A 26931-nucleotide genomic window follows, 5' to 3' on the forward strand; every position below is an offset into this window, starting at 1 on the left:
ATGAACCTTTTGTATTCAAATGACAAAACAGGGACATATCCCGACAGCTGGTATGCCGCGACAGCAAATGCGCTGCCGCCTTTTGCGCCGCTTCGGGGCGAAACCCGGGCAGATGTGTGTGTGGTCGGCGCAGGGTATACCGGATTGTCGGCGGCGCTTCATCTGGTCGAGGCGGGTCTGGACGTTGTGGTTGTCGAAGCACACCGCGCCGGGTTTGGCGCGTCCGGGCGCAATGGCGGCCAACTGGGCAGCGGCCAGCGCATGGAACAGGACGGTCTGGAACGTCTGGTGGGCAAGGATGATGCGGCCAGTCTGTGGCGCATGGGAGAAGAGGCAAAGGCACTGGTCAAGGCGCTGGTGAAAAAGCACAAGATCGACTGCCATCTGAAACCGGGTGTGGCGCACACCGCATCCAGCGCGGCGGATGTGGAGCACGCGCATCGCTACGCCGAAAAGCTGCAACGCGATTACGGCTATGACGAAATCGAACCGCTGGACGAAGCGGCGTGCCATGCGCTGTGCCCGTCGCCCGATTACAAGGGCGGTACGCTGGACATGGGGGCGGGGCATCTGCATCCGCTGAATTTTGTGCTGGGTCTGGCACAGGCGGCGGCAAAAGCAGGTGCTCGCATTCATGAGTTGAGCCATGTGCATAACATCACCGAAGGGACCAAACCCATCGTACACACCGACAAGGGCCGCGTGGTTGCCGATCACGTGGTTCTGGCCTGTAACGGATATATGGGAAATCTGAACCGCAAAGTGGCGGCTCGGGTGATGCCGATCAACAATTTCATCGCAGCCACCGAACCCCTGGGCGACGATGCCGCGCAGGTTCTGACGCGGGATGTGGCGGTGGCCGACAGCCGCTTTGTGGTCAATTATTTCCGTCTGTCCCATGACAAGCGGTTGTTGTTCGGCGGTGGCGAAACCTATGGCTACCGTTTTCCACAGGATATCGGCGCGGTGGTGCGCAAACCGATGTCTATCGTGTTTCCGCATCTGAAAGACGTGAAATTCGATTATACATGGGGCGGAACGCTGGCCATTACGATGAAGCGCCTGCCCTACGTGGCGCGGGTTGCCCCCAATATCCTGTCGGCGTCGGGTTATTCCGGCCACGGCGTTGGCACGGCCACCCATGCGGGGCAACTGATGGCGCTGGCCATTCAGGGGCAGGCCAGCGGATTTGATGTCATGTCGAAGGTTCCGACACCGTCCTTTCCGGGCGGATCGATGATGCGCTCGCCGCTGCTGGTACTGGCGATGACATGGTATGCCATGCGCGACCGCATGGGCCTCTGAGCCGGTCAGCGCAAAGCCGCACATTACCTGAAATCAAGGCCAGTCCGGTTTCGCCGATGCAAGGCGAACGGGCAGTTTTTGCTTTGCACGCCCGCTACATTGTTTTATTATTTTGAAAGGTAGAATTAAGGAAAGCTGAATATGCCCCCTCTTCCCGACACCCATTCCGCCGAACCGATCCCTGAAACTGCCCGCGCCGAAATTGACCGGTTGCTGAAAACGGGCGATCTTTTTCGCTATACGGCCGATGCCGATGCGCCGGTGGCGCTGCTGGAAGCGGAATTTGCGCAAATGATGGGCAGCCGGTTTGCGCTGGCGGTATCATCGTGTTCTGCGGCGCTGTTCCTGTCTCTCAAGGCGTTGGGTCTGCCGCGGGATGCGCGCGTGCTGATCCCCGGGTTCACATTTGCCGCGGTGCCGTCTTCGGTTCTGCACGCCGATTGCATTCCGGTGTTGTGCGAGGTGGGCACGGATTATCGTATTGACCTGGCCGATTTTGAACAGCGTCTGGGGGATGACATCAGCGCCGTGATCATCAGCCATATGCGCGGGCACACGTCGGATATGGATGCCATTCTGGCGCTGTGTGAGAAAGCCGGAGTTCCGGTGATCGAGGATGCCGCCCATTCGCTGGGCACCACATGGAACGGGCGCAACATCGGAACGCTGGGGCGCGTCGGGTGTTTTTCGTTTCAATCCTACAAGATGATCAACGCCGGTGAAGGCGGAATTCTGATCACGGATGATGCCGATCTTGTCGCGCGCGCCATCATCATGTCGGGTGCTTACGAACATAACTGGCAGAAACATCCGGTTCTGCAGGAGGCCTTTGCGCGCTGGCAGAACAAATTGCCGCTTTATAACCTGCGCCTGAACAACCTGAGCGCTGCAATCATTCGCCCGCAACTGGCCGAGTTGCCGCGCCGTGTGCGCGACGGGCGGCGCAACCATGATTACGTGGCCGCACAGTTGAACACATCAAAGTGGATGCAGGTGCCTGATGCCCTGCCCCCGGAAAACCGCGCGCCGGATTCGATCCAGTTCAATTTGTCGGGTTTGTCGGATGACGAAGTGCGCCATTTCGTGCAGATCGCAGGGGCAAACGGGGTCAAGGTGCAGGTGTTTGGCCTGTCGGCAGACAACGCGCGCGCATTCTGGAACTGGCAGTTTGTCGCGGATCTGCCGGATTTGCCGCAGACCCGCTCCATGTTGATGCGGGCCTGTGATGTGCGCCTGCCGGTTCAATTGCGGCAAGGCGATCTGGACGCGATTGCCGGCGTCCTGCTGAACGCAATTACCGAAACCATGGGGCCAGTGTTGGGGTCGGTGCGCGCCTATGGCACCTGAAAGGCCTGCCGTCAGTTACTTCAGGCGCGACAGCTTTTCCTGAAGTTCGGCCAGCTGCTTTTTGATCGCATCGAGGTCTTCGGTTTCTTCCGCCTCTTCCGGTGCGGGGCCAGAGGCAGCGCCGGTCCATTTGTCAGACATGCCGCCTGTCATGGCCTTGATGAATGCCTTTTGCTGTGCCTGCATCGCATCAAACCCGGGCATTTTCGCCATCGGGTTCAGAGTGGTCATGTTTTCAACCATTTTGGATTGGCCATCGCGCAGCATGTCAAATGACGCTTGCAGAAATTGCGGCACCACAGACCCGCCCGGCAGCATGTAGCTGCGCACTAAATCGGTCAGCACATCAATCGGCAATACGCTTTCACCGCGGCTTTCGTGTTCGGCAATGATTTGCAGCAGGTACTGGCGCGTCAGGTCGTCGCCGGATTTCAGGTCCACGATCTGCACCTCGCGTCCGGCGCGGATGAATCCTGCGATATCTTCCAGCGTCACGTAATCGCTGGTTTCGGTGTTATACAGCCGTCGGCTTGCGTATCTTTTGATGAGCAGGGGTTTATCTGTCTGTGTCACGCGCCAACCTTTCCCAAATGCAGCACTGCGGCATAGCCTAGGACAGGTGCGGTGGAATTGAAAGAGCGTGTCGTACTGGCGGACCTTTGATTTAAGTCAGTCTGCAAAAAAGAAAGGGCGAACCAGAAGGTTCGCCCCCGCAATCGCGTCCTCGGGAGGAAGAACGCTGATCAGCGTTCTTATTTTGCAGTTGCAGCTTTCTTGGCAGCTGCAGTCACTTCGCCTGTGGCTTTTTTGACTGCGGCAGTTGCATCTTCCGAGATGTCTTTGCCAGCGGCCATCATCAGCTCAACTGTGTCCATCTGAACTTTTTTCGCGATTTCAGCGAAAGCGGCCATGTTTTCAGCAGCAACTTCGGCAGAAGCGGATGCGAAATCGGTCATTGCTTTGGCGTAATCGGCAGGCTCTGCTTTGACTTTCGACATTTCAGCCAGTTTGGCCAGAGTGTCTTTTGTCCATTTGCTGGAAATCTCGGTGGATTTTTCAGCAGCGTTCAGAGCAACGCCCGACAGTTTTTCGTTCAGCGATGCTGTTGTCTTGAATGCGTCTTCCATTGCAGCTGTGTCGACCGGGAATGCGCCCATCATGTCTTTCAGAACTGCTGTCATGTCTTGTGCTTTAGCCATTGTCTTAATCCTTTGTCTCTATGTCCGGGCCAGCCCCGTTTCGTCTTGATGACAAGGATATACTTGCTGCGGCGCAGCATTTCAAGTATTTTTTGCTGCATCGCAGCATAAATATTAAAATATTATTGAAATCAAGAACTTGCCTTGATCTCCACATAGGTTCCCGGCGCTGCGGCCAGAACAGGATGATCCGAATCCCCGACTTTTCGGGCCGAAACCATCTTGCCGGACCGTTTCGCCAGCCACCCTTCCCACCGGGGCCACCATGATCCTTCGTGGAAATCCGCGCCTTTCAGCCAGGCATCGTGATCAAGATCCAGATCAGGATTGGTATAGTGGCCGTATTTGTTTTTTGTGGGCGGATTGACGATGCCAGCGATATGGCCCGACTGGGTCATGATAAAGGTCTTGTTCTTGGATCCCATCTGCTGGACCCCGCGATAACAATCCTTCCATGCCGCGATATGATCGGTTTCACACGCGATGGAACACAGCGGCACATCGACATCTTTCAGATGCAGTTTGGTATCGAACAATTCAAACCCGTCTTCGGCCAGTGCGTTGTTCTGGCAAAGACCGCGCAGATATTGCACCGCCATCCTGCCGGGCAGGTTCGCACCGTCGCCGTTCCAGTACAGAAGATCAAATGCCGGCGGGGCCTCGCCCATCATGTAGCTTTTGATCGCGGGTGTATAAATAAGGTCGGTCGAGCGCAGGAAACTGAAGGTCCGTGCCATCACGAATGAAGGCAGCATGCCTTTGTCGGCTACCTCGGCCTCGATACCGTCTATGAAATCGTCTTGCAGGAACGGGGTAAATTCGCCCTGATCCGAAAAATCGGTAAGCGCCGTAAAGAAGGTTGCCGACTTGATCGATTTGTCACCGCGCTGTTTCAACAGCGACAGCGTCAGCGCCAGCGTAGTACCCGCGATGCAATAGCCGACCGTGTTGACCTGTTTTTGACCGGTGATCGCTTTGACCTCGCGAATGGCGGTCAGATATCCCTCTTCGATATACTGCTCCATCCCGACATCCTTGTATTTCGCGTCGGGGTTGATCCAGCTGACTACAAACAAGGTATAGCCCTGATCGGTGATCCAGCGGATCAGGCTGTTTTGCGCCTTGAGATCCAGAATATAGAATTTGTTGATCCAGGGCGGAAAGATGATCAGCGGAACTTCGTGAACCTCTTTCGTGGTGGGCGAATACTGGATCAGTTCCATCATCCGGTTACGGTAAATGACGCTGCCTTCGGCCGTGGCAATGTTGCGCCCCAGTTCAAATGCTTTTTCGTCTGCAAGACGCACAACCAGTTCGCCATTGTTCGCCTCAAGATCGGCAACAAGGTTTTCCAGCCCGTCGACAAGCGATTTGCCTTCGGTCTGGATGGCCTTTTCCAGCGCATCGGGGTTTGTGCCCAGAAAATTGGTGGGCGCCATCATATCGACGATCTGCTGGGTGAAATAGGTCAAACGGCGCTGTTCAACCGGATCCAGATCGCCGGCCTGTGCAACGGCCTGCTTCAGAGCTTCGGAATTGATCAGGTATTGCTGCTTGATAAAGTTGAAATAGGGATGCGTGTCCCACAGCGGGTTTGAAAAGCGGCGGTCTTTCGGGCCGGGATCGGCGGGGGCCTCGAATTTGCCATGGCTCAAGATATGTTGCGCTTCGACATAATGTTTGACCGATTTGCTCCAGAACTCCAGCTGATGCTCCAGCAACTTAGCCGGATTGTGCATCGCCTGCGTCCAGTAGGCCGTGGCCGCTTTGCTGAAAAGCTCCTGATCCGGCGCGCTTAGGGCGGGATTGCTTGGCTTCTTCTGTGACATTGCGTTGATCAAACGCTTTGACAGCTCTTCCACCTTGGTCAGGTTCTCGGTCAGCTTTTCCAGATTTTCTGCTGCAATTTCGCCACCTTCCGTGCCGATCGTATTGCCCGCGTCATTGTCTCGTGTTGTCATCTTGCCGAATCCCCCTTAACGTCGCTGCTGTGCAGCATAGCGCCGCATTCGCTGCGGGGCAAAGCGACGTATGATCCGGACGTGGTTCGCGATCAAGCAAGGAGATGGTTGATGCGCTACATGGTCACATATGACTGGATGGAAACGATCCGGAACACCAACCAGTGGATGGGGGCCTCGGCGCTGGCGATGGCATCCTACCCTGCGTTTTCGATGTTTCCCAATCCGATGATGAACATGATCGCCGCGTGGGGCGAAGTGACGGAACGCACGTTCCAGCGTATGACGGTGAAACCGGACTGGGGCATTCGCACCTTTACCGGCGAAGACGGCAAGGACCATCTGGTTAATGTCGAAACCATCGTATCGCGCCCGTTCGGCGATCTGATCCATTTCAACATCAATGGCCGCAAGCCGCGCCCGCGCAAGGTTTTGCTGGTTGCGCCGATGTCGGGCCACTATGCCACGCTGCTGCGCTCGACCGTGAAAAGCCTGCTGATCGATTGCGAAGTCTACATCACCGACTGGCACAATGCGCGCGATATTCCCGTCAGCGCCGGAAAATTCGATGTCGAAGACTACACATTGTATCTGGTCGACTTCATGCGCGAAATGGGACCGGACACACATGTGATTGCCGTATGCCAGCCCGCCCCGCTGACCTTGGCCGCCACCGCCTATCTGGCCGAACAGGACCCGGATGCGCAGCCCCGCTCGCTGACCCTGATCGGTGGCCCGATTGATCCCGATGCGACACCGACAGACGTTACAGATTTCGGCCGCCGCGTGACGATGGGCCAGCTGGAAGAAACCATGATCCAGCGGGTCGGGTTCAAGTATCCCGGCGTGGGCCGCATGGTGTATCCCGGTTTGCTGCAGCTTGCCTCGTTCATGTCGATGAACAGCGAACGCCACGGGCAGGCCTTTGTGGATCAGATTCAACGGGTCGCCAAAGGCGAAGCATCCGATCACGACGCCCATAACCGGTTTTATGATGAATACCTTGCCGTGATGGATATGCCGGCCGAATTCTACCTGTCCACGGTTGAACGGATTTTCAAAGACCGCGAAATCGCCAAGAACGAATTTATCGTTGCGGGCAAGCAGGTGGATATCGGCAAGATCACGACGGTTGCTGTCAAAACCGTCGAAGGGGCCAAGGATGATATTTCCGCTCCCGGCCAGTGCATTGCCGCGCTTGATCTGTGTACCGGCCTACCCGACAGCAAAAAAGCCAGCCATGTAGAACCCGAAGCGGGCCATTACGGCATTTTCGCAGGCAAAAGCTGGCGCAACAACATCCGCCCGCTGGTTCTGGATTTCATCGACGCCAACAGCGGCAAACCATCCAAGAAAGCCGCGAACAAGAACGCGGCGGCCTGAAAGTCAGCGCAGGATAAACGGCATTTTCAGCCAGTCCCGCAACACCTGAGTGACCGCGTCGGGTTGTTCCAGCGGCGGCAGATGGCCGGAATGTTCCATGATCTGCAACTGCGCATTCGGGATCAGTTCGGCCATGAAACTGTGGCGTTTGACCGGCGTAAGCTGGTCGTGCGCGCCGCACATGATCAGCGCGGGAACCTTGCATTTGCGTAACGTGCTTTGCTGATCGCGCCGCCGCTGCAGGGCGCGCGACTGGCGTATGAACACATCCGGGCCCAGCGCCTGCGACATCTCTTTTACAATCGATAACACTTCTACCCGTTTGGGACCGGGGGCAAGGTATTCGGGCTGCAGTGTTTCAGCCATCACATCCTCAAGCCGTCCTGCTTTGGCCCGCACCATCAGGGGCTCGCGCGCGGCGGATATCTGGGGCGTGTCATCAAGCGGGCTGGTCGATATCAGCGCGATCCGCGAAACCCGCTCTGGCGCGCGGCGCAAAAGCTCCATCGCGACGATGCCCCCCATGCTTAACCCGACCAGCGCGCATTTGGCGGGCAAGGCATCCAGCAGGGACGATGCAATCTCCTCGATCCGTTCGCCTTTGGTGATGGGGGCCACCATCACCGGCGTCTGCCCCGACAAATCAAGTATTTGCGCGCCGAACACACGGGCGTCACACATCATTCCGGGCAGAAAAACGACAGGTTCGGTCATGGCCAGCCGCGATTAGAAAGGATTGGGGAAATCATGCTGTGTCCTGCGGCCCGTCATTTTTGGGGTCTTCTTGACGCCACATTGACCAATGCGCCGACCGCAGGCAAGGCCAAGCCAGCCTGTCGGCAGAAAAATGTGGATCAGGGATAGGCTATGCCGCGAAACGGTGGAAAATCGGCATAGCGCGCGCGGCGTTCATCGATCGGCTCATCAGGCGATGCCCCGGCCGCCAGCAGCTTTCCCTTGGGCGCGATATAGCTTGAAATCGTGCGGCGCGGCACCTCGCGCCAGCTTAGGTTGAATGCGGCGAGTTTCGGAAAAAAATACATATGCGAATAGGGCAGATGATCATGGATCCACCACGCGAGATCGCGCCAGTCCCGCCCTTGATCATACTGGTCGGCGAACCACGGGATCGCCAGCGATGTGCCTGCCCCCATCACGCCATTGTCCAGCACATCCCAGATGTGGTGCCCGTAATTGGCATCGTTGCGCGCACAGTTCAGATTGTTTTCGTTGCCATACCGGTTCAGCACCTGACTGCGAAACCCCGAACGGATCGCGATGCGGCCAAAGGTTTCTTCCAGCGGGTCCAGCAGTTCTGTGCACAATATTTTGCCCGCCTTGATCGCCAGATCGGGATTGTCCGGCAGGTTTGGAATACTGTGGAAATTGCCGATTTCGGAATAAAGGAAATCGCGCATGAAAAAATGTTTGCTCAAACGGGTGCGCCCGAAATTTTCAAGGCTTCTCATGCTGGCGGGCGGTTTCATTGTTCCGGATACCCCGCCCAGCGGAATGCGCCCTTGTCGGACAAGGGCGAAAACGGGTTGAACGCAACCTCCCAGATGTGGCCATCGGGATCGGCGAAATATCTTTGGTGCCCGCCCCAGAACACGTCTGATGCGGCTTTCAGGATGCGCGCGCCTGCGTTTTCTGCTGCAGACAGAACTTCTGCCACCTCATCCTTGCGACGGCAATTATACCCCAGTGTTTTCGCGCCGTGGCCCAAGTGATCAACCGGCAAGCCGATATCATCCGCCAGCGCCTGAAGCGGATAAAGCCCAAGCGTCTGACCGATCAGATCGAACACCACAATGCCGCCTTCTGCATCGGCCTGTTCCCATCCAAGGGCGGAGTAAAATGCCTGCGAAACAGCAATGTCACGCACACCGAGGGTAATCAGGCTAATCCGCTGGTCCATGTCCGTCTTCCTTGTCGCAGTATGCTAATCCGCCAGCACATCGTTGACGGCGGACACGATCAAATCCAGACACACATCGTCAGAAAACCGGTGATCCGCATCCTTCACCAGCGTCAGGCGCATATCGGGGCCAATTGCGTGATCCAGCAGGCGCAGGGCGGTTTGCGTGCTGACGGCGGTGTCTTGGGTGCCTTGCAGGAACCGCACCGGAAAAGGCAGGGCAAGCGGTGCGCGCAACACCAACTGGTCTCGCCCGTCTTCGATCATCCGTTTGGTGATGATGTAGGGCTCCATATAGTCAGAGGGCAGTTCCACATGGCCGACACTGTCCAATGCGGCCTTTTGGGCATCGCTGAAACCGGCCCAGTACCCGTCTTCGGTAAAATCCGGCGCGGCGGCGATCGTGACCAGACCGGCGATCCTTTCGGGGATGGCGCGCGCCAGCAAAAGCGATTGCCACCCGCCCATGGACGATCCGACCAGCACCAGCGGCCCGGTGGTCAGGGCGGTGACGGCAGCAAGGCTGTCTTGCGCCCAATCGCCGATACACCCGTCTGTGAACCGGCCCGAGGATTCGCCATGCCCGGAATAATCAAACCGCAAGAACGCCCGCCCCTGCGCTCTGGCCCATGCTTCAAGGTGGACCGCCTTGGTGCCTTCCATATCCGATTTCAGCCCCCCCAGAAACACGATGCACGGCCCCCGCCCCTGGGTCAGATGATAGGCCAGCGTGCGGCCCTGATCGGTCTCCAGAAATGTGGTGGCAGGCATCGGTTTCTCCTTTTGCCGCCATCATGCACGTGACCGGCCTGACCGCAATTCTTCATTGCGATATGGCCGAAAATGTGGCGAGGTATATCAAGACAGCCAAAAACCGGTAAAAAAGGGGCAAAACCCGCGCCGGTGTCTAATCGGGCAGAACAGGGGACAGGCCATGCGACTTGTCGGTAAAATCATTTTCGTCGGCATCCTTGTGTTGCTGGTGGCGGGGCTGACCGTGTGGTCGGGCCTTGCCCTGTGGTTTCGCCTTCCGATGGAAGAAACGGCCCGCATGATTGCGGCGGGGGGTGTGGGCCTGCTGGGCCTGACCACGCTGGCAGCCCAGTTTGGCAAACGCCCGACGCGCTCGCTTGCGATGTTTGCCTTTGCGATGGCGCTTATCTTCATCTGGTGGGAGTCGATCGAACCCCCTGCCGATGGCAATTGGGCCCCGGACGTGGCGCGGCAGGTCACCGGGGAAATCGACGGAGATATACTGACCCTGAACGATGTGCGCGATTTTGAATGGCGCAGCGAAGACGACAAGACGCAAAACTGGGTGCAGCGCAGCTATGATCTGACGACACTGGAAGGCGTCGATCTGTTTCTGTCCCACTGGGACGGGCCGGAAATCGCCCATTTCATTGTCAGCTTCGGGTTTCAGGACGGGCGTTATCTGGCGTGGTCCGTCGAAGTGCGGCGCGAAGTGGATGGCGGTTTTTCCCCGCTGGCGGATTTTTTCAAGGCGAACACTCTGGTTCTTGTCGCCGCCGAAGAACGCGATGTGGTGGGCGTGCGCTCTAACATCCGGGGAGAAGACGTGCAGCTTTACCGGTTGAACACATCTCCCCTTGTGGCGCGCACCCTGTTGGAAGAATACGTACGCGATGCCAATTTGCTGGCGGCAACACCGCAATTCTACAACTCTGTCACCACCAACTGCACCACAACCGTGTTTCGCATGGTGCGCGCCATCGGCGTGAACATCCCGCTGGACTGGCGGTTGCTGCTTAACGGCTACCTGCCCGATTTTGCCTATGATCAGGGCGCGCTGGACACGCGGGTGCCGATGGAGCAATTGCGCGCGCTATCCCATATTGACGAACGCGCGCAGGAGGTTGGGCTGACGTCCGGCTATTCACAGGCGATCCGTGTCGGGGTTCCGACACCGGCGCGGTAACCGTACCGGTTGACTTACCCGCAATCTGTCGCCACACAGCGCGCGAACATAACCCGCAACCGGGCGTCTCGTAGGCGCCAAACCGACGAGGAGGCCCGACATGGCCCAAATCCAACTTACCCTTCCCGATGGCAATGCACGGTCCTATGACGCAGGTATCACCGCGTTGCAGGTGGCTGCCGATATTTCCCCGTCTCTGGCGAAAAAAGCCATTTCCGCCACCGTCGATGGCGCGCATTACGATCTGGCATGGCCGATTGAAAGGGATGCGAGTATCGCCATTCACACCATGAAGGACGAGGCGCAGGCCAATGAACTGGTGCGCCACGATCTGGCGCACATCATGGCGCGCGCGGTGCAGGAAATCTGGCCTGATACCAAGGTCACAATCGGCCCGGTGATTGAAAACGGCTGGTATTACGATTTCGACAGGTCCGAACCGTTCACCCCCGAAGATCTGGGCCTGATCGAAAAGAAGATGAAAGAGATCATCAACAAACGCGATCCCGTCACCACGGAAGTGTGGGACCGCGAGCGCGCCATCAAGTTCTACAAGGCCAATAACGAACCCTACAAAGTCGAACTGATCGACGCCATTCCCGGCGACGAACCGTTGCGCATGTACTGGCACGGCCACTGGCAGGATCTGTGCCGCGGGCCGCACCTGCAACATACCGGTCAGGTTCCGGGTGACGCGTTCAAACTGATGAGCATCGCCGGCGCCTACTGGCGCGGCGACAGCGACCGCGCGATGTTGCAGCGGATTTACGGCGTCGCGTTCACCAACAAGGAACAGCTCAAGGCGCACCTGCACATGCTGGAAGAGGCCGCCAAGCGCGACCATCGCAAGCTTGGCCGCGAGATGGACCTGTTCCACATGCAGGAAGAAGCACCGGGGCAGATTTTCTGGCACCCCAACGGCTGGACGGTTTACACGGAACTACAAAACTACATGCGGCGCAAGCAGCGCGTTGACGGCTATCAAGAGGTCAACACGCCTCAAGTCGTCGACCGAAAGCTATGGGTAGCGTCCGGGCATTGGGACAAGTACCAGGAGCACATGTTCATCGTCGAAGTCGACGAAGAGCACGCGCGCGAGAAAGCCATCAACGCTCTTAAACCGATGAACTGCCCCTGCCATGTGCAGATTTTCAATCAGGGCCTGAAATCCTACAGAGACTTACCTTTGCGGTTGGCCGAGTTTGGGTCGTGCACTCGATACGAGCCTTCTGGTGCGTTGCATGGAATCATGCGGGTGCGCGGGTTTACTCAAGACGACGCACATATTTTCTGTACCGAGGACCAGATCGAGGCGGAATGCGCCAAGTTCATCGCGTTTTTGTCATCAGTTTACAAGGATCTCGGATTTGAGAAATTCGAGATCATGTTTGCAACAAGGCCGGAAAAACGCGTGGGTACTGAGGAAAGCTGGGACCACGTTGAAAATGCGCTTGAAAATGCAATCAAGGCTACCGGAAACGCCTATACGCTCGACCCCGGTGAAGGCGCGTTTTACGGACCGAAACTGGACTTCAAACTGACTGACGCGATCGGTCGTGAGTGGCAGTGCGGCACCTTTCAGGTCGATCCCAACCTGCCGGAACGGCTGGGTGCCACCTATATCGGTGAAGACGGTGCCAAGCACCGCCCTTACATGTTGCACCGCGCGTGTCTGGGATCATTCGAACGTTTCATCGGTATCCTGATCGAAGAACATGCGGGCAAGCTGCCGTTCTGGCTGGCCCCGCGTCAGGTTGTCGTGGCCTCGATCATTTCGGATGCGGATGATTACGTCCACGAAGTTGTGGCGCAACTGACCGCCGCCGGCGTGCGCGCCGAGGCCGATGTGCGCAACGAAAAGATCAATTACAAAGTGCGCGAACATTCGGTTGGCAAAGTGCCTGTCATTCTGGCTGTCGGCGCCCGCGAAGTGGCCGAGCGCACCGTAACAGTACGCCGTCTGGGCGAAAAACACACCAGCGTCGAGCCGCTGGCGGATGTAACAAAGACGCTGAAGACGGCCGCGACACCGCCCGATCTGCTGTAACAATTCGCAAGAATTTGGCGCAATCCGGTCGGCATGGCCCGGCCGGATTGAAACACCCAGGCGAATCTTCACCATATTTCAAAGCGTTGCCGTGCCAGGACTTCTCACACACTTTAACACGCACGTGAGACACAGCCTCGTGAGTGGAAACCGATGCCGTGGCCGGATATCAATGTTTCACAACAAGAAATGGCGAACACTTCGCTTAGTCCAACAACAGAAGGAACTGCAAAATGTCTACAGCTTTCAAAACTCTGGCCGTCGCAGGCGCCGTCGCCACTGCACTGGCATCGACAGCAACAACCGTGTCTGCCGCATCCAAGGAAAAATGCTTTGGCGTGTCGTTGGCAGGCAAAAACGATTGTGCCGCCGGACCTGGCACAACCTGCGCCGGGTCATCTGTTGTCGATTATCAGGGCAACGCGTGGTCGCTGGTGGAAGCTGGCACATGCACCGAACTGGAATTGCCTGCGCAAGCTGACGGCACACCGCGCAAAGGATCGCTGGAAGCGCTGGAGCGTGACCTGCCGGCCTAAGATCAGGTACAATCACAAAAAGCGGGGTAAGGCAGCTGGTGCCTTGCCCCACGCAAGAAAGGCCTGAACATGCTGGACACCGCATCGCGATTTGACCGCCTGCCGGCTGCGCCGGGCATCGGCTACAAGCCGCAGCATTTCAGCGATATTCAGGATGATCCGGGCCATGTGCGCTGGCTTGAAGTCCACGCCGAAAATTACATGGGCGACGGCGGTCGTCCGATCGCGCAACTCAAACACCTTTCAGAGCGGTTTGCCATGTCCGTACACGGCGTCGGGCTTAGCATCGGCGGCGAAGGGCCTTTGGATCAGGACCATCTTGCCCGGCTCAAACATCTGGTGGGCTGGCTTAATCCGGCCAGCTTTTCCGAACATCTGGCATGGTCCACCCATGACAGCCATTTCCTGAACGATCTGCTGCCCCTGCCCTATACCAACGACACGCTGGCCCGCGTCGCATCCCACATTGATCAGGTGCAGGACGTTCTGGGGCGACGGATGCTGCTGGAAAACCCGTCAAGCTATCTGGCGTTCAAGGCATCGACATGGTCGGAAACCGACTTCCTGCGCGAACTTGCGGCGCGCACCGGGTGCGGGTTGTTGCTGGACGTGAACAACGTATTTGTTTCGGCCACCAATCTGGAACTGGACGCGCGCGCCTATATCGATGCGTTTCCGCTGGATCAGGTTGGCGAAATCCATTTGGGCGGGCATGACGAAGACATGGATGATCACGGCGCACCGTTGCTGATCGACAGCCACGGCGCACCGATCGCCGATCCGGTATGGGCGTTGCTGGACTATACGCTGGACCGCGCAGGCCCGCGCCCCGTGCTGGTGGAATGGGACAATGACGTGCCCGACTGGCCGGTGTTGCGTGCCGAAGCGGCAAGGGCGCAGGCCGCGCTTGAAAAGCTGCCGGCATGATCCCCGACCAGACAGCGTTTCACGCCGCCTTGCTGGATGCCGCGCACCCTGTGCCGGACGGCCTGACAGACGGGCGGAACCGCCCCGCCGGGCGCCGCTATAACGTCTATCGCAACAATATTGCCGTGTCGCTGGGCGAAGCGCTGGCCACAGGATTTCCGGTGATCGCGAAATTGCTGGGGCCAGAGAACTTTGACGGTATCGCCGCGATCTATCTGCGCGCGCATCCGCCGCAATCGCCCCTGATGATGCAGTACGGACAGGATTTTCCCGATTTTCTGGCAGGGTTCGCCCCTGTAACGCATCTGGGGTATCTGGAGGATGTGGCGCGGCTGGAACTGGCGTTGCGCGCGTCTTATCACGCGGCGGATGCGCAGCCGGTTGATCCCGCCATGCTGCAAACCATCTCGCCCGAAACCCTGATGGCAGCGCAAATCCGGCTGGCCCCGGCGGTGCGTCTGGTACGCTCGGACTGGCCGATATTTGATATCTGGCGCTACAACACAGAAGAAAACGCACCGAAACCGCAGGCAGGTGCGCAGGATGTTCTGATCACACGGCCCGAATTTGATCCCGCGCCCCATCTTCTGCCCCCAGGCGGCGCCGCGTGGATTGCCGCGCTATCAGACCATACGTTCGGGGCGGCGCATGATATCGCCCTGAAGGAAAACCCGAATTTTGATCTTGGCATGGCACTTGGGCTGCTGGTGCAGGGCAATGCCATGACAGATATTATTTCAAAGGACATCCCATGAACGCGCTTATTTCTTTGCACACTGCGATTTTCGGCAGGCTTGACAGGGCCGACTGGCTGTTGCCCACGCTGGCCCGGTTCGTTTTTGCCGCCACGCTGCTGATGTATTTCTGGGTCTCGGGCCTGACCAAGCTGGGCGATGGGTTCATGGGCCTGTTCCAGCCGTCAACCGGGGCCTATGCGCAAATCTTTCCCCGCGCCTTCGAAGCGGTGGGATATGACACCGACGCGTTCGGTTTCTTTCACTGGGCGGTGGTTGTGGCCGGCACCTGGGCCGAATTCATCCTGCCCGCGCTGATCGTGATCGGGTTGCTGACACGGCTTTCGGCGCTTGGCATGATCGGGTTCATCGTGGTGCAATCACTGACCGATCTTTACGGCCACGGCGGCATTGATCATCCCGAAACGCTGGGCGCGTGGTTTGACCGGTTTCCAGATGGCGTGATCATGGACCAGCGGGCGTTCTGGATCATGCTGCTGCTGATCCTTGTGGTCAAAGGTGCGGGTCCGATTTCGGTGGATCGCTCGTTGTTACCAAAAGACGCCGCCTAGAAATGCGCCTTGGGCTCGTCAGGCTGACCGGCGGTGATGCCCAGAACCGCGCCCAGGCTGGCAAAGGCGATGGGGAACATCGTGAACACGTTAAAGCCGAAAGCCGCGTACATCCCCACCGCTGACAGGCCCATCAGCAGCCCGCCCGCCAGTGCGCGGGCGCGCGCCATTGCGCCGCCGGCAATCGCCAGCATCGGCGACAGGATTGCCACCACCTGCACCAGCCCGACATTGGCGACCTGTTCGGCCAAGCCTTCGATTTCGCCGTATTTTTCGATGGCTTCGACATAGCCGAAACTGAAAAACCCGACGATCATGCCGGTCAGTCCGGCGATAATGCCAAGGGTCAAAGCTGCGTTGCGCATCGGGGCCTCGTGTCTGTTTCGGGTGCCTTACATAAGGGCGCGGTCACGCAATCCCAAGGGCGGCGCGCACATCAGGCCCCCAGCCCAGATACATCGTGTCCCCCGCCACGATCAGCGGGCGTTTCATCAGCGCGGGGTGGGCGGCCAGCAATGCCAGCGGCGGGGTTTGGCGCGTATCCTCATCCAGCGCGCGCCATGTGGTGGAATGCGTGTTCAGCAAAGCGGCACCAAATTGCTCATGCGCGCGGGCCATCACATCGGCGGGCACGCCATCGGCGCGGACATCGACAAAATCGGCATTTGGCAATTCTTTCAATGTCTTGCGGCAGGTGTCGCAGTTTTTCAGCCCGTAGAGTATCATCACGCCCCCGTTATCTGATGCCCAAAATAGCAGCACGGCGGGCGATTGCATCCCGTTTCGCTTGATTTTTAGAATTACCGTGCAATCATTCAGATCGTGGATGTGGTAACGCCCTGCCGGTTGCGGTGCGGCGCGTGCCCGCCACTTAGTTTGCCTGCATCGGGTGATGGTGCGGGCGTTAAGGGAAGAAGGAGACACGTGATGCCAACAGGCACCGTGAAGTGGTTTAATACAACAAAAGGGTTCGGATTTATCGAACCCGAAGATGGCGGCAAGGATGTGTTTGTGCACATTTCGGCTGTGGAGCGGTCCGGACTGACCGGACTGGCGGACAATCAAAAGGTCAGCTACGAGCTGGAAGACGGGCGTGACGGACGGCAGATGGCCGGCGATATCAAACCGCTCTGACCTTTCCAAAACGGCGACAGGATCGGGCCGGCCTCTGGATACTGGGGGCCGGGCACAGGTGAAGTGTCGCCGGATGATTTCATGAACAAGGGGTGTGACTGCTGCGCTGCGGTGTGGCGGTGATGTAATTGAGGTGTGCGCATTGGGTTTGCGTTCTAAATAGTGCGCAGCGCCCGAACCGAGGGGTGGGCGTAAGCGCCCGCATCACGCCGCAGGCGCGCCTTCGGCACAACGGGGGCGGTTCGGGCGCTGCCCAATCGGAGATTGGGCAACAAATTTCAATTGTAGTCGTGAGCGTTAAGAAAAATACAGGTTCCTCAATTCTTCGCAAATGCTCTCAATTCCAGGAAATAGAGTCGCCTTGGTTATGCCCATTAATCTCAAATCATTTAGAGCTTTCTCTGCTTCTGAAACGGGCAAATCGATTGCCCTTAGATACTGACCAGAAAAACTTTCCTTAGCCCTTACAAATCGTTCGATATCCTCAACATTTGTTAATGCCAGCAGCCCTTGTTGGGGAATGGCACGTTCGTTTTCAATAGCCAATGTGTCAATAATCGAAAAATGCGGTTTTACAAAAGTCAAATTTTCATGCTGAAAAAGACTCGCTCGATAGGCTGCTTGATCGAAAACAAAAACGCGCACTACCCTTTCCGAACTTCCGAAAACAACCCCAGAAAAGGCAAAGTAAGCTGCGACGAAGGGTGAGTATGTCCAATCGAGTAACGGTGTCGGATAGCCGTGATGTTGAGCAAGGTTCAGAAAAGCGCCATTTTCCAGCGGATTTTTGCGATCAAAAAGATGTTTTGTTCGTGCGCTGAGAGCTTGATGTAATCTTGGAATGTCTTGGTCCAAATACCTTTTAAGATCTCTTCTTTTCGAGCGATGGAAACTGGTCGTTAACGGCCAAGGCCGGGCTTGGCCGCGAAAGATCAGGCGTTTTTTTGGATCAGATGTAACAAATCTTTGAAAACTATCCCAATCTTTTACTTCTAAAATCGGGTCAATCTCAGAGTCTTTTCTAGCCGTGGTACGACTAAGCTTGGCTTTTCCGTAAGTGCCAGCGGGTGTTTTCCAAGTCACTTCCATTTCGTGTGAGTCGTATTTATTAAATGATAAGTTCACGTTTTCTGGAAACGTGACATCTGGAAATCTGTTGCCCAATTCATCCCAAGTTGGCACTCTTCCATCATTTGAGTAGAAATGGGTAACGATTGTATCAAGATCAAAACTTGAGATTCCATCTTCAGTTCGAATGCGCGCTAAGGAGGATGGGATTAAATCACCGTCTGGGAACAAGTAAGCTATGCCTGAAGCGGCGCCGTCTTCGGCATCGACATCCAACAACACCTCAGCACTTGGATCACCATTGCTTTTGCCAAGCCACTGACCAGCCAAGGAGGAGTTGTTTTCGTCACCCACCAATAACCCCCTCAAACTCCCGCCATTCCCCTTTGCTCATGCCGGAGTTTTCCTGCGTCACCGTCTCGCCCTTCAGCATCCGCTTTACACAGTCCAGCGCGGTCGCGCTTAGCTGTGCGCCGCCCATGCGGTAGTCTTCGAAGGCACCGTAGGCGGCGGGCACCCAGTCGGCGACCACGTTGCAGATCGCATCGGCATAGACACGGATTTCGTATTGCGCGTGGGCATCTGCGCGCAGGCGCAGGAAATGGAACAGGTTGTGAAGATCGACCTTCCAGTACCATTGCGTGTAGATGTTGGCGGGCAGGTTCATGCGGGCCAATTCGCGCGCCAGCCCGTCCTGTCCGTCCTGTGAAATCATCGCCTCGTAATTGTCATAGGCGCGGGTGCTGTCCGCCTTGAGGATTTCCAGAACGCGCGCGGCCTCTTCCCCTTGCAGCACGGCACCGCGGCCCTGATTGTTCACCACCGACTGCGCGTTGATATGTTCAGGCGCTGGGATGTAAAACTCGCGATCCAGAATGGAATAGCGCGCGGAATATTCGTTCACGTTGGCGGTGCGGTGGCGGATCCACTGGCGCGCAACGAACACCGGCAGTTTCACGTGCAACTTGATCTCGCACATCTCGAACGGAGTGGAGTGCCAGTGGCGCATCAGATAGCGGATCAGTCCGGCATCGTTCTGCACCGATTTGGTGCCCTTGCCATAGCTGACCCGCGCCGCCTGACAGATCGCGGCATCATCGCCCATGTAATCGATTACACGGACAAACCCGTGATCCAGAACCGGAATTGCGCTGTACAAATGCGCCTCGATTCCCGGTGCGACGGTGCGCAGGGTTGGCGTGGGCGCACTGCGCTGGGCATCAATCTCGGCCTGTTGTTCGGGGCTTAGCGACATCTTCATTCTCCTGATCCGCAGGTTCTGTTACAGAATCTATTTGCGCCCTACTGTATATAGCTGTTGCCCCTGCGTGAACCGCAATATGATGGTAATTTATCGGCCACGCTGATTTCTTATTACACTGCAACAGCGTTGACTTTTGCAGCGCCCCAATGGAATCTGCCCCAAAGTAAAAAAACGGATTAGGGGCAGATCATGCGCGTTTGGATGAGTGTGGCACTTTTGGCGGCGCTGGCAGCCTGTGGCGACGGCAACCCGTTTGATACCCCGCCACCCGGAAGCGGTGCGCCGGGTGAAATTCCCGACGACAGCACGAACGGCATTCCCGAAGTTTTGGCCGGCAACCTGCAATCGGCAATTTACAATCCCGCAGACGGCACTTTGCAGCTTGAACTGACGTCGCTGGATGCCGGGACGCTTATCGCCCCTTATGTGCGTACGCCCGGGCTTGATATCGGGAACTATCAGGCCTTCACCTACCAGCAAGATTGGGCGAACCGGCATTTTACCGCCCTTGTCGCGGAAAGCACCGATCCCGGCACCTCTGTCAAAGCTGGCGCCGTCTCCGATGGCGGACAGTTCAACCGCTTCTTTTCGGGGGCGTTTTATCAGCGCACCGGCGCCTATGATCCCCCCGGTGGGGTGGCATCGCCATCCGGCCTTGTAACTTACGCCGGTAATTATGCGGGCGTGACCAACCTTGAAGCACCCGGTGGCCCGAACCTTTTGCCCCCGCCCGTTGGCGCGGTGCTGTCAGACCTTCCGGCACAATCGGCCCGCACCACCGGTCAGATTTTCCTGAACGTTGATTTCACCGACGATTCGGTGAACGGCAACGTGTCGGGCCGCACATTGGTTGATACGGCAACCGCCCTGCCGACAATCGTACTGGTCGAAGGCAACATCGCGGCCGATGGCACGTTTCTGGGCAATGTCGAATATGACGGAGATCCGAGCCGCAGCATCGGTGCATTCGGCGGCGTGTTCGGTGGCACAGACGCGGCGGCCGTGGGCGGCGTCATTTCTCTGGACCAGTTTTTTGACGATGCAGGCATCGCCAACGGCACCGAACGCGAACGCGGTGTCTTTGTCCTGATCCAGTGTGGCAAGCCTGGCGATGATCCGGCCTGTCCGTAAACCTGCTCAGGCCATTCGGAACGCTGTCTACCTGATTGCCGCTTGTTTTACTGTCGCCCTGACGCCGCCGCTTGCGGCGCAGGACACAGCGCAAACCGTCACCCTGTCGCTGGATCAGGCCCGTATCGTTGCCGAACAGGCGCTCAAGGCCGGTGATCCCGACATTGCGTTGCAAGTGGCTGGCGGGTTGTTGCAGGCCGACCCGAACGATGCTTTCGCGCATTTCGTGATGGCCGTGGCCTATTCGCAGAAACGAAACCTGCGCGAGGGCCGCAAGGCGGCATCGCAGGCCTATCGCTATACCCAAAATCCCGGGCGCAAGTTCGAAGCCGCGCAACTGGCGGCGCAACTGTCCTATGCCGAAGGGCGCCCGACGCTGACACAAATCTGGATGCGGCGCGCCGTTCAGCACGCCCCGACCGAGGAGATAGAGAGCCAGATCGGCCGTGAATACGCACAGGTGCGCGCGCTGAACCCCTGGTCATTCCAGATCGGGGTGGGTCTGCGCCCGTCCGACAACGTGAACAACGGGGCCGATACCGGCCTTAACATCATCGACGGCGTTCCCGCGACCGGCATCCTAAGCCCGGATGCGCAAGCGCTGAGCGGTGTGATCGGGACGCTGGATATTTCAACCGGATACCGCCTGCGCGGGGATGGCAGAAGCACGACAACATGGGGCGGGCGGCTGTACATCAAAGAGGTGCGATTGTCCGATGACGCGCGATCGCAGGCGCCGATGGCTTCGGATGACGATTTTGACAGCACCTATGCCGAAACCTCTTTACGACACGATTTTGCGATAGGCTCTGACGGGTTCGGATCGGTCGAGGCGGCGGCGGGCCGATTCTGGTCGGGGGGGCGGGAATCTTATGATTTCGGACGGGTCACTGCGTTGCGCGGGTGGCGGTTGAATGCGCAAAGCGGCGTTACCGTGAGCGGACTTTATGAAAGCAGGTCGCGGATTGATCCGGCCTCGCAGGATGCAGACATCTACGGGCTGGGCGCAAGGTATTTCCAGCGGCTTGCAAATGGCGATGCCGTCAGCGTTGATCTGACCCTGCGCGATGTCAATTCCGTCAATATAAACAACGACTTCAACACAACGGCTTTGCGGGCGTCCTATAGTTTTGCCAACCCGGTTGGCCCGGTCGAAGTCAGTGCCGGTATCACCTTTGGGTATTCCGATTACGATGCGTTCAATGTCGGGTTCATCTCGGTCCCCGGCGGGCGACAGGATGAATCCGTGCTGGCAGATGTAACCCTTTTGTTTCGCGGGATCGATTATGCCGGGTTTGCCCCGACCATGCGGTTCCAGGCAGGCAAAAGCCGGTCAAATGTCAGCCGCTTTGATACGCGCGAACTGTCGGTGTCGATGGGTATCCGCTCCAAGTTCTGAAACCGTGGATCGCGCTGGATCACAGCGCGGGCTGTGCTAGGTTCAACACGAACAGAAGGAGTTTTTTTATGGGTTTGAAATATTTGCACACCATGGTCCGCGTCAAGGATCTGGAAACATCGATGGCGTTTTACGAACTGCTGGGTTTGCGGGAAACACGGCGCTGGGATTCTGAACAGGGGCGTTTCACCAACGTGTTCATGGCAGCGCCGGGACAAGAGGAATGCCCGCTTGAGCTGACGTATAACTGGGATGGCGATGACGCTTTGCCCAGCGACAGCCGCCATTTCGGCCATCTGGCCTACGGAGTCGACAATATTTTTGAAACCTGTCAGCACCTGATGGACAACGGCGTAACCATCAACCGCCCACCGCGCGACGGGCGTATGGCCTTTGTACGCTCGCCGGATAACATCTCGGTCGAGTTGCTGCAGAACGGCGATGCGCTTGAGGTAGTCGAACCTTGGGCCAGCATGGAAAACACCGGCCATTGGTAATACCGCGCCTCTTGAAAGGCGCCGTTTGCGCCATGCTGGCGGGCGGGCCGGCGCAGGCTGTGGATTGTCGGCTGGCGCTTGTTCTGGCGATTGATGTGTCATCATCGGTGGACGAGGCCGAAGACCGTTTGCAGCGCAGCGGTCTGGCTGCCGCATTAATCTCGCCCGATGTGCAGGCCGCGTTTTTTGGCGCGGACCTGCCGGTGGCGCTGGCGGTTTTTGAATGGAGCGGACGGTACAATCAGTCGCTGCTGGTCGACTGGCAGATGGTGACAGGCCCTGAAACGCTGCAGGATATCGCCCTTGCGATCCAGCGGTCTGATCGCAGCGAAATCGAATTTCCAACCGCCATGGGCTATGCGCTGGGATATGGCGCGGGCCTGCTGCGGCGCGGCCCGACCTGCCTGTTTCGCACGCTGGATATGGCGGGGGATGGCGTAAACAACGAAGGGTTCATGCCCGATACGGCCTATGGCGCGTTCCCGTTCGAGGGTGTCACCGTGAATGGTCTGGTGATCGCCACGCCGGATACGTCGGACGGGCAGGACGTGATCCGGTTCTATCAGGATCAGGTTCTGCGTGGTCCGGGGGCGTTTCTGGAACAGGCGCACAGTTTCGAAGATTACAAGGACGCCATGCGGCGCAAGCTGGAACGCGAGGTTTCTGCCCGGACAATTGGCAATCTGTCAGCGCCTGCGCCCGACATTCCGGGGTGAACGGGGATGCGCCGCATCGTGTTTGCCGCTTTTGTTCTGGCGTTTTGGGGTCAGATGGCGGTGGCACAATGCCGGCAGGCACTGGCGCTGGCGCTGGATGTTTCGGGATCGGTGGATGCGCGGGAATACCGGTTGCAACTGGATGGTCTGGCGGGCGCACTGTCGCATCCCGATGTGCGCGGCGCTTTGCTGGCGATGCCGTCGGCACCAGTTTCGCTGGCGATTTATGAATGGAGCGGCGCGCAGGATCAGCGCATGTTACTGGGCTGGACATATATCGAAAGTGACGCCCAGATTGACAGCATTGCCGCACGGTTGCGTTTAACGCAGCGCATCGTGTCCACACCGGGCACATCACTTGGCGAGACGATGCTGTTTGGCACTGATCTGCTGCGCCAGCAATCGACCTGCTGGAAACGGACACTTGATATTTCGGGCGATGGCAAATCGAATATCGGGCCGCACCCGCGCGCTGTATCGGACAGATTGCAGCGTGGCGGCATCACGATCAATGCGCTGGTGATCGGCGCGGATGCGCCAAAGATCAGCGATGCGCGCCAGGTCGATATTGCGGAAATCTCGTCCTATTTTCGCGCCTATGTGATCGTCGGGCCAGATGCGTTTGTGCAGACAGCGCTGGGGTTCGAGGATTTTGAAGACGCGATGGTGCGCAAGCTTTTGCGCGAATTGCAGGGTCTTGCCCTGTCCAGCCGGTAAGCCCTGCCCCTGCCCCGTAGATCTAGTAAATGTAGCGGATCTGATCCGTCCAATACCGTTCCATCCGTTTCAGGGACATCGTGATTTCTTCGATTCCATCAACGCCCAGCACGCCTTTGGTTTCAAGCCCGTCCGCATGTCGCGCAAACAATGCCCCGACAATATCGCGAATGTCGCGCCCCTTGCGGGTCAGCCTGACGCGCACCGACCTGCGATCGATCTCGCATCGCTGGTGGTGCATATAGTCCATTTCCACCAGTTTCTTGACGTTTGTAACTTAGGAGAGGATATAGCGAGGGTAGATGACGATTGCTTTGGAGGCTTTCATATGCCCACGGATACCACGCAGGAAGACACACAAAGAGACACAAGGCCAATAGCGTTTAGCTATGTCAGGTTCAGCAGCGAGAAACAGCGGCAGGGTGCGAGCCTTGAACGGCAGACCGAAAAGGCAAAGCAATGGGCGGTAGCAAACGGCTATCGGCTCAGCAATCAGAACTTTGAAGACCTTGGGATGTCAGCTTACCGTGGCGACAATAGCTCGGTGGGTGATCTGGCGAGGTTTCAGGAGGCGGTGGATACTGGTGCTGTGCCTGAGGGTGCTGTGCTGATCGTTGAGAGCTTGGATCGTATTAGCCGTGATAAGTATCGACGGGCTAGGAACCTTCTTGAGAGCATCGTGGATGCTGGTGTTGATGTTGTGACACTAAACCCTGAGCGACGTTACACCAAGGAACACCTTGATGACGACATGATGACGGGCATTGAGATCATTCTGACGTTCAAGCGAGCCAATGAGGAAAGCGAGATCAAGTCCATTCGGGTGAAGGATGGCTGGCAGAAGAACTTAGCCAAGGTGAAGGCTGGTGAGCGGAAGCGGTCCAGTGCGGTGCCAGCGTGGGTCAAGTTGGTTGGCGACATGGATGATGGACACTTCGAGATCGTTGAGGATCAGGCTGCGATTACACGTGAGTTGTACCAGCGGTATGCTGATGGTGAGACCGTGTGGAGCATCGCTAAGGGTTTCAGGGATAGAGGCATCAAGACACCACGGGGAAAAGAGTTTGCGAGTGGCAACATCTATCGGCTGGTGAAGTCCAAGGCACCCTTCGGGATACTTGAGTTGGGCAAGGGTACGAAGAATGACCGGACGGTTTTCGACCAGATTGATGAGTACTTCCCAAGGATCGTGGATGAGGATGTGCAGCGGCGTGTGATGATGCGTTTGCAGGACATGAACAGGGGAAAGACGAATGAAGCGAAGGCTCTTACGTCCCCCAAGCGGAAAACTCATGGCATTCTGACGGGGGTCATCTGGTCCCATGAGAAGGCCGGAGGGAACCGTGCAGTGTGCCGCAAGAGCACTGATGGCACCTTTGCGTATGTGGACAACATCACCCGCAAGTGGGTCGCTAAGAGGGAGGTCATTGAGCGGCCATTCCTTGAGGGTTGGTCCGATGTCGTCGCTGCATGCAAGACTGACACTACGCCAGAGATAGAGGCGTCGGAGGCTGCGCTGTTGACCGCTCATACCTCTCTAGAGTTCGCTGAGAGGAATGGCTCAGAACGATTGATGATGGCGGCACAGGCGGACATAGAGGAGGCTCAAGCCGCCCTCAAGGAACACCGCAGGGGACAGGCGCTGGCGTTGCAGGACACCCCCACAGACCTCTCCCAGATGGAGCCATGGGAAGCCAATGAGATCGTGCGGAGGGTGATTGAGCGGGTTGACGTTGTACGCGGTGAAAGGCGGCAGGAGCGGGTTGAAGGCGAGGATGGTAGACGTGGTAAGCAAGTGATGCTTGAAGTGAAACTGAGGAACGGATTGAAACTCTACCTCGGTGATACGGCGCTGATGTTTCTGTGAGCGAGTGAGGTCTTAGTCGCCCATCCAGAAAAATCAAGCTAACCGCACTCTAGTGTTGCGCTCACGTGTGATGCCATGCATTGCAAAAACACGAAGTTTTTCCCAGCGAATACAACAGTAGGAAGATGAGCGCTGCACACCGCATCGATATCTCACAACCTCCGTGTTCGGCTTCAGACATCAAAACAAGGGTGCTTTAATATCGCCCTCGGCCAATACAAGAAAAGGCAAGTGAACTGGAATGACTCAAGGCGCTACCACACAAATGCCGCTCGAAGCCGCACTCAGCGAGCTTAATGATCACGCTGCAACGGGTACTGCCACCCCGGACTTGTCGATTGTGACCGATGGGGACGCAGGCAGGCAGTACTTACCAACCTCCAAGATCAAAACACGCGTCGAAGTCTTTCAGCCAAGAACGCTAGTGGGGCAGATTGGCGAGGAGTACGCGGTTAGCCGCTCAAGAGCGTTTGAAGGAACAAATACCTGCTGAATTGGAGGCTGCAAAAGCGTCTCTGGAACAGGCGGAAGCAGAGCTCGCGAAAACTTACATCTACGCGGGTGTGGATGGTTCAGTCGAGCAGTTCACTTTGCAGGTGGGAGACTATGTCAATCCGATCTTGCGCCCTGCAGGGATTCTGATCCCTGAAAAGTTCTCCAGAAATAAGCGATTCCTAGCCAGTTTCGGCCAGATTTCTGCGCCTGTTATCAAGGTGGGAAGCTACGTCGAAATGTCCTGCCTTTCCAAACCTTTCACTGTAATCCCAATGGTGGTGGTCGATATTCAGGATGTTATACCCTCGGGACAGATCAGGCAGGAGGACCGTCTTCTTGATCCGCAGATTGGCCTGTTACCGGGCAGCCTAACGGTTTTCCTGGAGCCTGTTTATCCTGGCAGTGTCGACGAAGTTTTGACCGGGTCCACGTGTCTGGCGAATGCATACAGTAATCATCATGACGTTCTACACGAAGGTGACGTTGGTTCTGTCGAGCGGGTCTATCTGCACGCCGTGGATACGCTGGGGTTGGTTCACGCGATTATTCTGAGAATTCAAGTATTTATGCTCCCGGTGTTTTCTTTGGTCTTGAGTGGCCACTAATTTGGAACTCATCAGGGAAGTAACCCGCACAACCACGCCGCCTTCAGCCGCCGTTAGTGACCGTTGCGGCGAAGGGGCGGTTTACGGACTTTGATATCTCAGGACGTCGATTTGAAAAATGGCCCACAGAAACGCAAAACCCCTGCTGTCAGCGGGCAACAGGGGTACAT

The 26931-nt window shown here is 57.3% G+C and carries 28 protein-coding genes and 1 pseudogene; 17 read left to right on the forward strand and 12 right to left on the reverse strand.

The window, feature by feature from the left end:
- Both OLX72_RS00520 and OLX72_RS00525 read left to right on the forward strand, forming a co-directional pair.
- Entirely contained in the window at positions 1–1305 is a 1305-nt protein-coding gene (locus tag OLX72_RS00520; RefSeq protein WP_114869354.1) for an NAD(P)/FAD-dependent oxidoreductase, read from the forward strand.
- A gap of 141 nt (positions 1306–1446) precedes the next feature.
- Entirely contained in the window at positions 1447–2652 is a 1206-nt protein-coding gene (locus OLX72_RS00525) for a DegT/DnrJ/EryC1/StrS family aminotransferase (protein WP_433989530.1), read from the forward strand.
- Positions 2653–2667: 15 nt separating this feature from the next.
- Here OLX72_RS00525 and phaR read toward each other — a convergent pair whose 3' ends face one another.
- The 3 genes from phaR to OLX72_RS00540 form a co-directional block, all read right to left on the reverse strand.
- A complete protein-coding gene (gene phaR, locus OLX72_RS00530) occupies positions 2668–3225 on the reverse strand; it encodes a polyhydroxyalkanoate synthesis repressor PhaR (RefSeq protein WP_114869352.1) in 558 nt (185 codons plus the stop codon).
- Between the two features lie 179 nt (positions 3226–3404).
- Complete coding sequence (locus tag OLX72_RS00535; protein WP_114869351.1) at positions 3405–3851, reverse strand: phasin family protein; 447 nt, start codon at positions 3849–3851, stop codon at positions 3405–3407.
- A 131-nt stretch (positions 3852–3982) separates the two neighbouring features.
- A complete protein-coding gene (locus OLX72_RS00540; protein ID WP_114869350.1) occupies positions 3983–5812 on the reverse strand; it encodes a PHA/PHB synthase family protein in 1830 nt (609 codons plus the stop codon).
- A 111-nt stretch (positions 5813–5923) separates the two neighbouring features.
- Between OLX72_RS00540 and phaZ the strand changes: the two genes are divergently transcribed.
- Entirely contained in the window at positions 5924–7195 is a 1272-nt protein-coding gene (phaZ, locus tag OLX72_RS00545) for a polyhydroxyalkanoate depolymerase (RefSeq protein ID WP_114869349.1), read from the forward strand.
- A 3-nt stretch (positions 7196–7198) separates the two neighbouring features.
- Here phaZ and OLX72_RS00550 read toward each other — a convergent pair whose 3' ends face one another.
- The 4 genes from OLX72_RS00550 to OLX72_RS00565 form a co-directional block, all read right to left on the reverse strand.
- Positions 7199–7909, reverse strand: a complete 711-nt coding sequence (locus tag OLX72_RS00550; protein ID WP_433989531.1) for an alpha/beta fold hydrolase — start codon at positions 7907–7909, stop codon at positions 7199–7201.
- A gap of 140 nt (positions 7910–8049) precedes the next feature.
- The gene (locus OLX72_RS00555; protein WP_114872133.1) at positions 8050–8664 is read right to left on the reverse strand and encodes a hypothetical protein; all 615 of its coding nucleotides are present in this window, start codon (positions 8662–8664) and stop codon (positions 8050–8052) included.
- 14 nt (positions 8665–8678) lie between these two features.
- Positions 8679–9113: a VOC family protein gene (locus tag OLX72_RS00560; RefSeq protein ID WP_114869347.1), complete on the reverse strand. Its 435-nt coding sequence runs from the start codon at positions 9111–9113 to the stop codon at positions 8679–8681.
- 24 nt (positions 9114–9137) lie between these two features.
- On the reverse strand, positions 9138–9884 hold the full coding sequence (locus OLX72_RS00565) for an alpha/beta fold hydrolase (protein WP_114869346.1): 747 nt from the start codon (positions 9882–9884) through the stop codon (positions 9138–9140).
- Between the two features lie 163 nt (positions 9885–10047).
- On the opposite strand from OLX72_RS00565, the gene OLX72_RS00570 reads away from it, so the two are divergent.
- The 6 genes from OLX72_RS00570 to OLX72_RS00595 all read left to right on the forward strand — a co-directional run bounded on the left by OLX72_RS00570 (position 10048) and on the right by OLX72_RS00595 (position 15868).
- Positions 10048–11052 carry an Lnb N-terminal periplasmic domain-containing protein gene (locus tag OLX72_RS00570; RefSeq protein ID WP_433989532.1) on the forward strand — a complete coding sequence of 335 codons (1005 nt, stop codon included), beginning with the start codon at positions 10048–10050 and terminating at the stop codon, positions 11050–11052.
- Positions 11053–11152: 100 nt separating this feature from the next.
- Entirely contained in the window at positions 11153–13099 is a 1947-nt protein-coding gene (thrS, locus tag OLX72_RS00575; protein WP_433989533.1) for a threonine--tRNA ligase, read from the forward strand.
- 233 nt (positions 13100–13332) lie between these two features.
- Positions 13333–13635, forward strand: a complete 303-nt coding sequence (locus tag OLX72_RS00580) for a BufA1 family periplasmic bufferin-type metallophore (RefSeq protein WP_433989534.1) — start codon at positions 13333–13335, stop codon at positions 13633–13635.
- Between the two features lie 69 nt (positions 13636–13704).
- On the forward strand, positions 13705–14562 hold the full coding sequence (gene bufB, locus OLX72_RS00585) for an MNIO family bufferin maturase (protein ID WP_433989535.1): 858 nt from the start codon (positions 13705–13707) through the stop codon (positions 14560–14562).
- Positions 14559–15317 carry an HvfC/BufC N-terminal domain-containing protein gene (locus OLX72_RS00590; protein WP_433989536.1) on the forward strand — a complete coding sequence of 253 codons (759 nt, stop codon included), beginning with the start codon at positions 14559–14561 and terminating at the stop codon, positions 15315–15317. Before bufB ends, OLX72_RS00590 begins: the two co-directional genes overlap by 4 nt.
- A complete protein-coding gene (locus tag OLX72_RS00595) occupies positions 15314–15868 on the forward strand; it encodes a DoxX family protein (protein ID WP_433989537.1) in 555 nt (184 codons plus the stop codon). Before OLX72_RS00590 ends, OLX72_RS00595 begins: the two co-directional genes overlap by 4 nt.
- On the opposite strand, the gene OLX72_RS00600 is transcribed toward OLX72_RS00595, so the two are convergent.
- Together OLX72_RS00600 and OLX72_RS00605 are read right to left on the reverse strand one after the other, a co-directional pair.
- Positions 15865–16233, reverse strand: a complete 369-nt coding sequence (locus OLX72_RS00600; RefSeq protein ID WP_433989538.1) for a hypothetical protein — start codon at positions 16231–16233, stop codon at positions 15865–15867. The two genes, OLX72_RS00595 and OLX72_RS00600, sit on opposite strands and share 4 nt — an antisense overlap.
- 43 nt (positions 16234–16276) lie before the next feature.
- The gene (locus OLX72_RS00605; protein WP_433990488.1) at positions 16277–16594 is read right to left on the reverse strand and encodes an ArsC/Spx/MgsR family protein; all 318 of its coding nucleotides are present in this window, start codon (positions 16592–16594) and stop codon (positions 16277–16279) included.
- Between the two features lie 201 nt (positions 16595–16795).
- On the opposite strand from OLX72_RS00605, the gene OLX72_RS00610 reads away from it, so the two are divergent.
- The gene (locus OLX72_RS00610) at positions 16796–17002 is read left to right on the forward strand and encodes a cold-shock protein (protein WP_433989539.1); all 207 of its coding nucleotides are present in this window, start codon (positions 16796–16798) and stop codon (positions 17000–17002) included.
- Between the two features lie 297 nt (positions 17003–17299).
- Here the strand turns inward: OLX72_RS00610 and OLX72_RS00615 are convergent, their stop codons facing one another.
- Together OLX72_RS00615 and thyX are read right to left on the reverse strand one after the other, a co-directional pair.
- Positions 17300–18424: an FRG domain-containing protein gene (locus tag OLX72_RS00615; protein WP_433989540.1), complete on the reverse strand. Its 1125-nt coding sequence runs from the start codon at positions 18422–18424 to the stop codon at positions 17300–17302.
- Positions 18417–19325 (reverse strand): FAD-dependent thymidylate synthase, encoded by a 909-nt coding sequence (thyX, locus tag OLX72_RS00620; protein WP_433989541.1) that lies wholly within the window; start codon positions 19323–19325, stop codon positions 18417–18419. The genes OLX72_RS00615 and thyX overlap by 8 nt, the downstream gene beginning before the upstream one ends.
- A gap of 198 nt (positions 19326–19523) precedes the next feature.
- On the opposite strand from thyX, the gene OLX72_RS00625 reads away from it, so the two are divergent.
- The 5 genes from OLX72_RS00625 to OLX72_RS00645 all read left to right on the forward strand — a co-directional run bounded on the left by OLX72_RS00625 (position 19524) and on the right by OLX72_RS00645 (position 23794).
- Positions 19524–20465, forward strand: coding sequence for a thymidylate synthase (locus OLX72_RS00625; RefSeq protein WP_162797924.1), 942 nt, complete (start codon positions 19524–19526; stop codon positions 20463–20465).
- Complete coding sequence (locus OLX72_RS00630) at positions 20446–21864, forward strand: tetratricopeptide repeat protein (RefSeq protein WP_433989542.1); 1419 nt, start codon at positions 20446–20448, stop codon at positions 21862–21864. Before OLX72_RS00625 ends, OLX72_RS00630 begins: the two co-directional genes overlap by 20 nt.
- A 68-nt stretch (positions 21865–21932) precedes the next feature.
- A complete protein-coding gene (locus tag OLX72_RS00635; RefSeq protein ID WP_114869335.1) occupies positions 21933–22361 on the forward strand; it encodes a VOC family protein in 429 nt (142 codons plus the stop codon).
- 32 nt (positions 22362–22393) lie between these two features.
- Positions 22394–23077 (forward strand): DUF1194 domain-containing protein, encoded by a 684-nt coding sequence (locus tag OLX72_RS00640; protein WP_433989543.1) that lies wholly within the window; start codon positions 22394–22396, stop codon positions 23075–23077.
- Between the two features lie 6 nt (positions 23078–23083).
- The gene (locus OLX72_RS00645) at positions 23084–23794 is read left to right on the forward strand and encodes a DUF1194 domain-containing protein (RefSeq protein ID WP_114869333.1); all 711 of its coding nucleotides are present in this window, start codon (positions 23084–23086) and stop codon (positions 23792–23794) included.
- Between the two features lie 22 nt (positions 23795–23816).
- On the opposite strand, the pseudogene OLX72_RS00650 reads toward OLX72_RS00645, so the two are convergent.
- A pseudogene (locus OLX72_RS00650) lies at positions 23817–24065 on the reverse strand (MarR family transcriptional regulator); the annotation flags it as partial.
- Positions 24066–24122: 57 nt separating this feature from the next.
- On the opposite strand from OLX72_RS00650, the gene OLX72_RS00655 reads away from it, so the two are divergent.
- Together OLX72_RS00655 and OLX72_RS00660 are read left to right on the forward strand one after the other, a co-directional pair.
- Positions 24123–25661 carry a recombinase family protein gene (locus tag OLX72_RS00655; RefSeq protein WP_433989544.1) on the forward strand — a complete coding sequence of 513 codons (1539 nt, stop codon included), beginning with the start codon at positions 24123–24125 and terminating at the stop codon, positions 25659–25661.
- A 470-nt stretch (positions 25662–26131) separates the two neighbouring features.
- Positions 26132–26761 (forward strand): hypothetical protein, encoded by a 630-nt coding sequence (locus OLX72_RS00660; protein ID WP_433989545.1) that lies wholly within the window; start codon positions 26132–26134, stop codon positions 26759–26761.
- The last annotated feature ends 170 nt before the right edge of the window (positions 26762–26931 follow it).

Source organism: Sulfitobacter sp. TBRI5, from assembly GCF_051013555.1.
Taxonomy (GTDB): Bacteria; Pseudomonadota; Alphaproteobacteria; order Rhodobacterales; family Rhodobacteraceae; genus JL08.

Bases quoted from the DNA above. Each gene is read 5' to 3' on its own strand.
- OLX72_RS00605 (WP_433990488.1), bottom strand. From the start codon at position 16,594: ATGATACTCTACGGGCTGAAAAACTGCGACACCTGCCGCAAGACATTG.
- OLX72_RS00625 (WP_162797924.1), top strand. From the start codon at position 19,524: ATGCGCGTTTGGATGAGTGTGGCACTTTTGGCGGCGCTGGCAGCCTGT.
- OLX72_RS00645 (WP_114869333.1), top strand. From the start codon at position 23,084: ATGCGCCGCATCGTGTTTGCCGCTTTTGTTCTGGCGTTTTGGGGTCAG.
- thrS (WP_433989533.1), top strand. From the start codon at position 11,153: ATGGCCCAAATCCAACTTACCCTTCCCGATGGCAATGCACGGTCCTAT.
- OLX72_RS00630 (WP_433989542.1), top strand. From the start codon at position 20,446: ATGATCCGGCCTGTCCGTAAACCTGCTCAGGCCATTCGGAACGCTGTC.
- bufB (WP_433989535.1), top strand. From the start codon at position 13,705: ATGCTGGACACCGCATCGCGATTTGACCGCCTGCCGGCTGCGCCGGGC.
- OLX72_RS00550 (WP_433989531.1), bottom strand. From the start codon at position 7,909: ATGACCGAACCTGTCGTTTTTCTGCCCGGAATGATGTGTGACGCCCGT.
- phaZ (WP_114869349.1), top strand. From the start codon at position 5,924: ATGCGCTACATGGTCACATATGACTGGATGGAAACGATCCGGAACACC.
- OLX72_RS00595 (WP_433989537.1), top strand. From the start codon at position 15,314: ATGAACGCGCTTATTTCTTTGCACACTGCGATTTTCGGCAGGCTTGAC.
- OLX72_RS00640 (WP_433989543.1), top strand. From the start codon at position 22,394: ATGCTGGCGGGCGGGCCGGCGCAGGCTGTGGATTGTCGGCTGGCGCTT.
- OLX72_RS00520 (WP_114869354.1), top strand. From the start codon at position 1: ATGAACCTTTTGTATTCAAATGACAAAACAGGGACATATCCCGACAGC.
- OLX72_RS00535 (WP_114869351.1), bottom strand. From the start codon at position 3,851: ATGGCTAAAGCACAAGACATGACAGCAGTTCTGAAAGACATGATGGGC.
- OLX72_RS00610 (WP_433989539.1), top strand. From the start codon at position 16,796: ATGCCAACAGGCACCGTGAAGTGGTTTAATACAACAAAAGGGTTCGGA.
- OLX72_RS00655 (WP_433989544.1), top strand. From the start codon at position 24,123: ATGCCCACGGATACCACGCAGGAAGACACACAAAGAGACACAAGGCCA.
- OLX72_RS00555 (WP_114872133.1), bottom strand. From the start codon at position 8,664: ATGAGAAGCCTTGAAAATTTCGGGCGCACCCGTTTGAGCAAACATTTT.
- thyX (WP_433989541.1), bottom strand. From the start codon at position 19,325: ATGTCGCTAAGCCCCGAACAACAGGCCGAGATTGATGCCCAGCGCAGT.
- OLX72_RS00570 (WP_433989532.1), top strand. From the start codon at position 10,048: ATGCGACTTGTCGGTAAAATCATTTTCGTCGGCATCCTTGTGTTGCTG.
- OLX72_RS00540 (WP_114869350.1), bottom strand. From the start codon at position 5,812: ATGACAACACGAGACAATGACGCGGGCAATACGATCGGCACGGAAGGT.
- OLX72_RS00635 (WP_114869335.1), top strand. From the start codon at position 21,933: ATGGGTTTGAAATATTTGCACACCATGGTCCGCGTCAAGGATCTGGAA.
- OLX72_RS00525 (WP_433989530.1), top strand. From the start codon at position 1,447: ATGCCCCCTCTTCCCGACACCCATTCCGCCGAACCGATCCCTGAAACT.
- OLX72_RS00600 (WP_433989538.1), bottom strand. From the start codon at position 16,233: ATGCGCAACGCAGCTTTGACCCTTGGCATTATCGCCGGACTGACCGGC.
- OLX72_RS00590 (WP_433989536.1), top strand. From the start codon at position 14,559: ATGATCCCCGACCAGACAGCGTTTCACGCCGCCTTGCTGGATGCCGCG.
- OLX72_RS00580 (WP_433989534.1), top strand. From the start codon at position 13,333: ATGTCTACAGCTTTCAAAACTCTGGCCGTCGCAGGCGCCGTCGCCACT.
- OLX72_RS00565 (WP_114869346.1), bottom strand. From the start codon at position 9,884: ATGCCTGCCACCACATTTCTGGAGACCGATCAGGGCCGCACGCTGGCC.
- OLX72_RS00560 (WP_114869347.1), bottom strand. From the start codon at position 9,113: ATGGACCAGCGGATTAGCCTGATTACCCTCGGTGTGCGTGACATTGCT.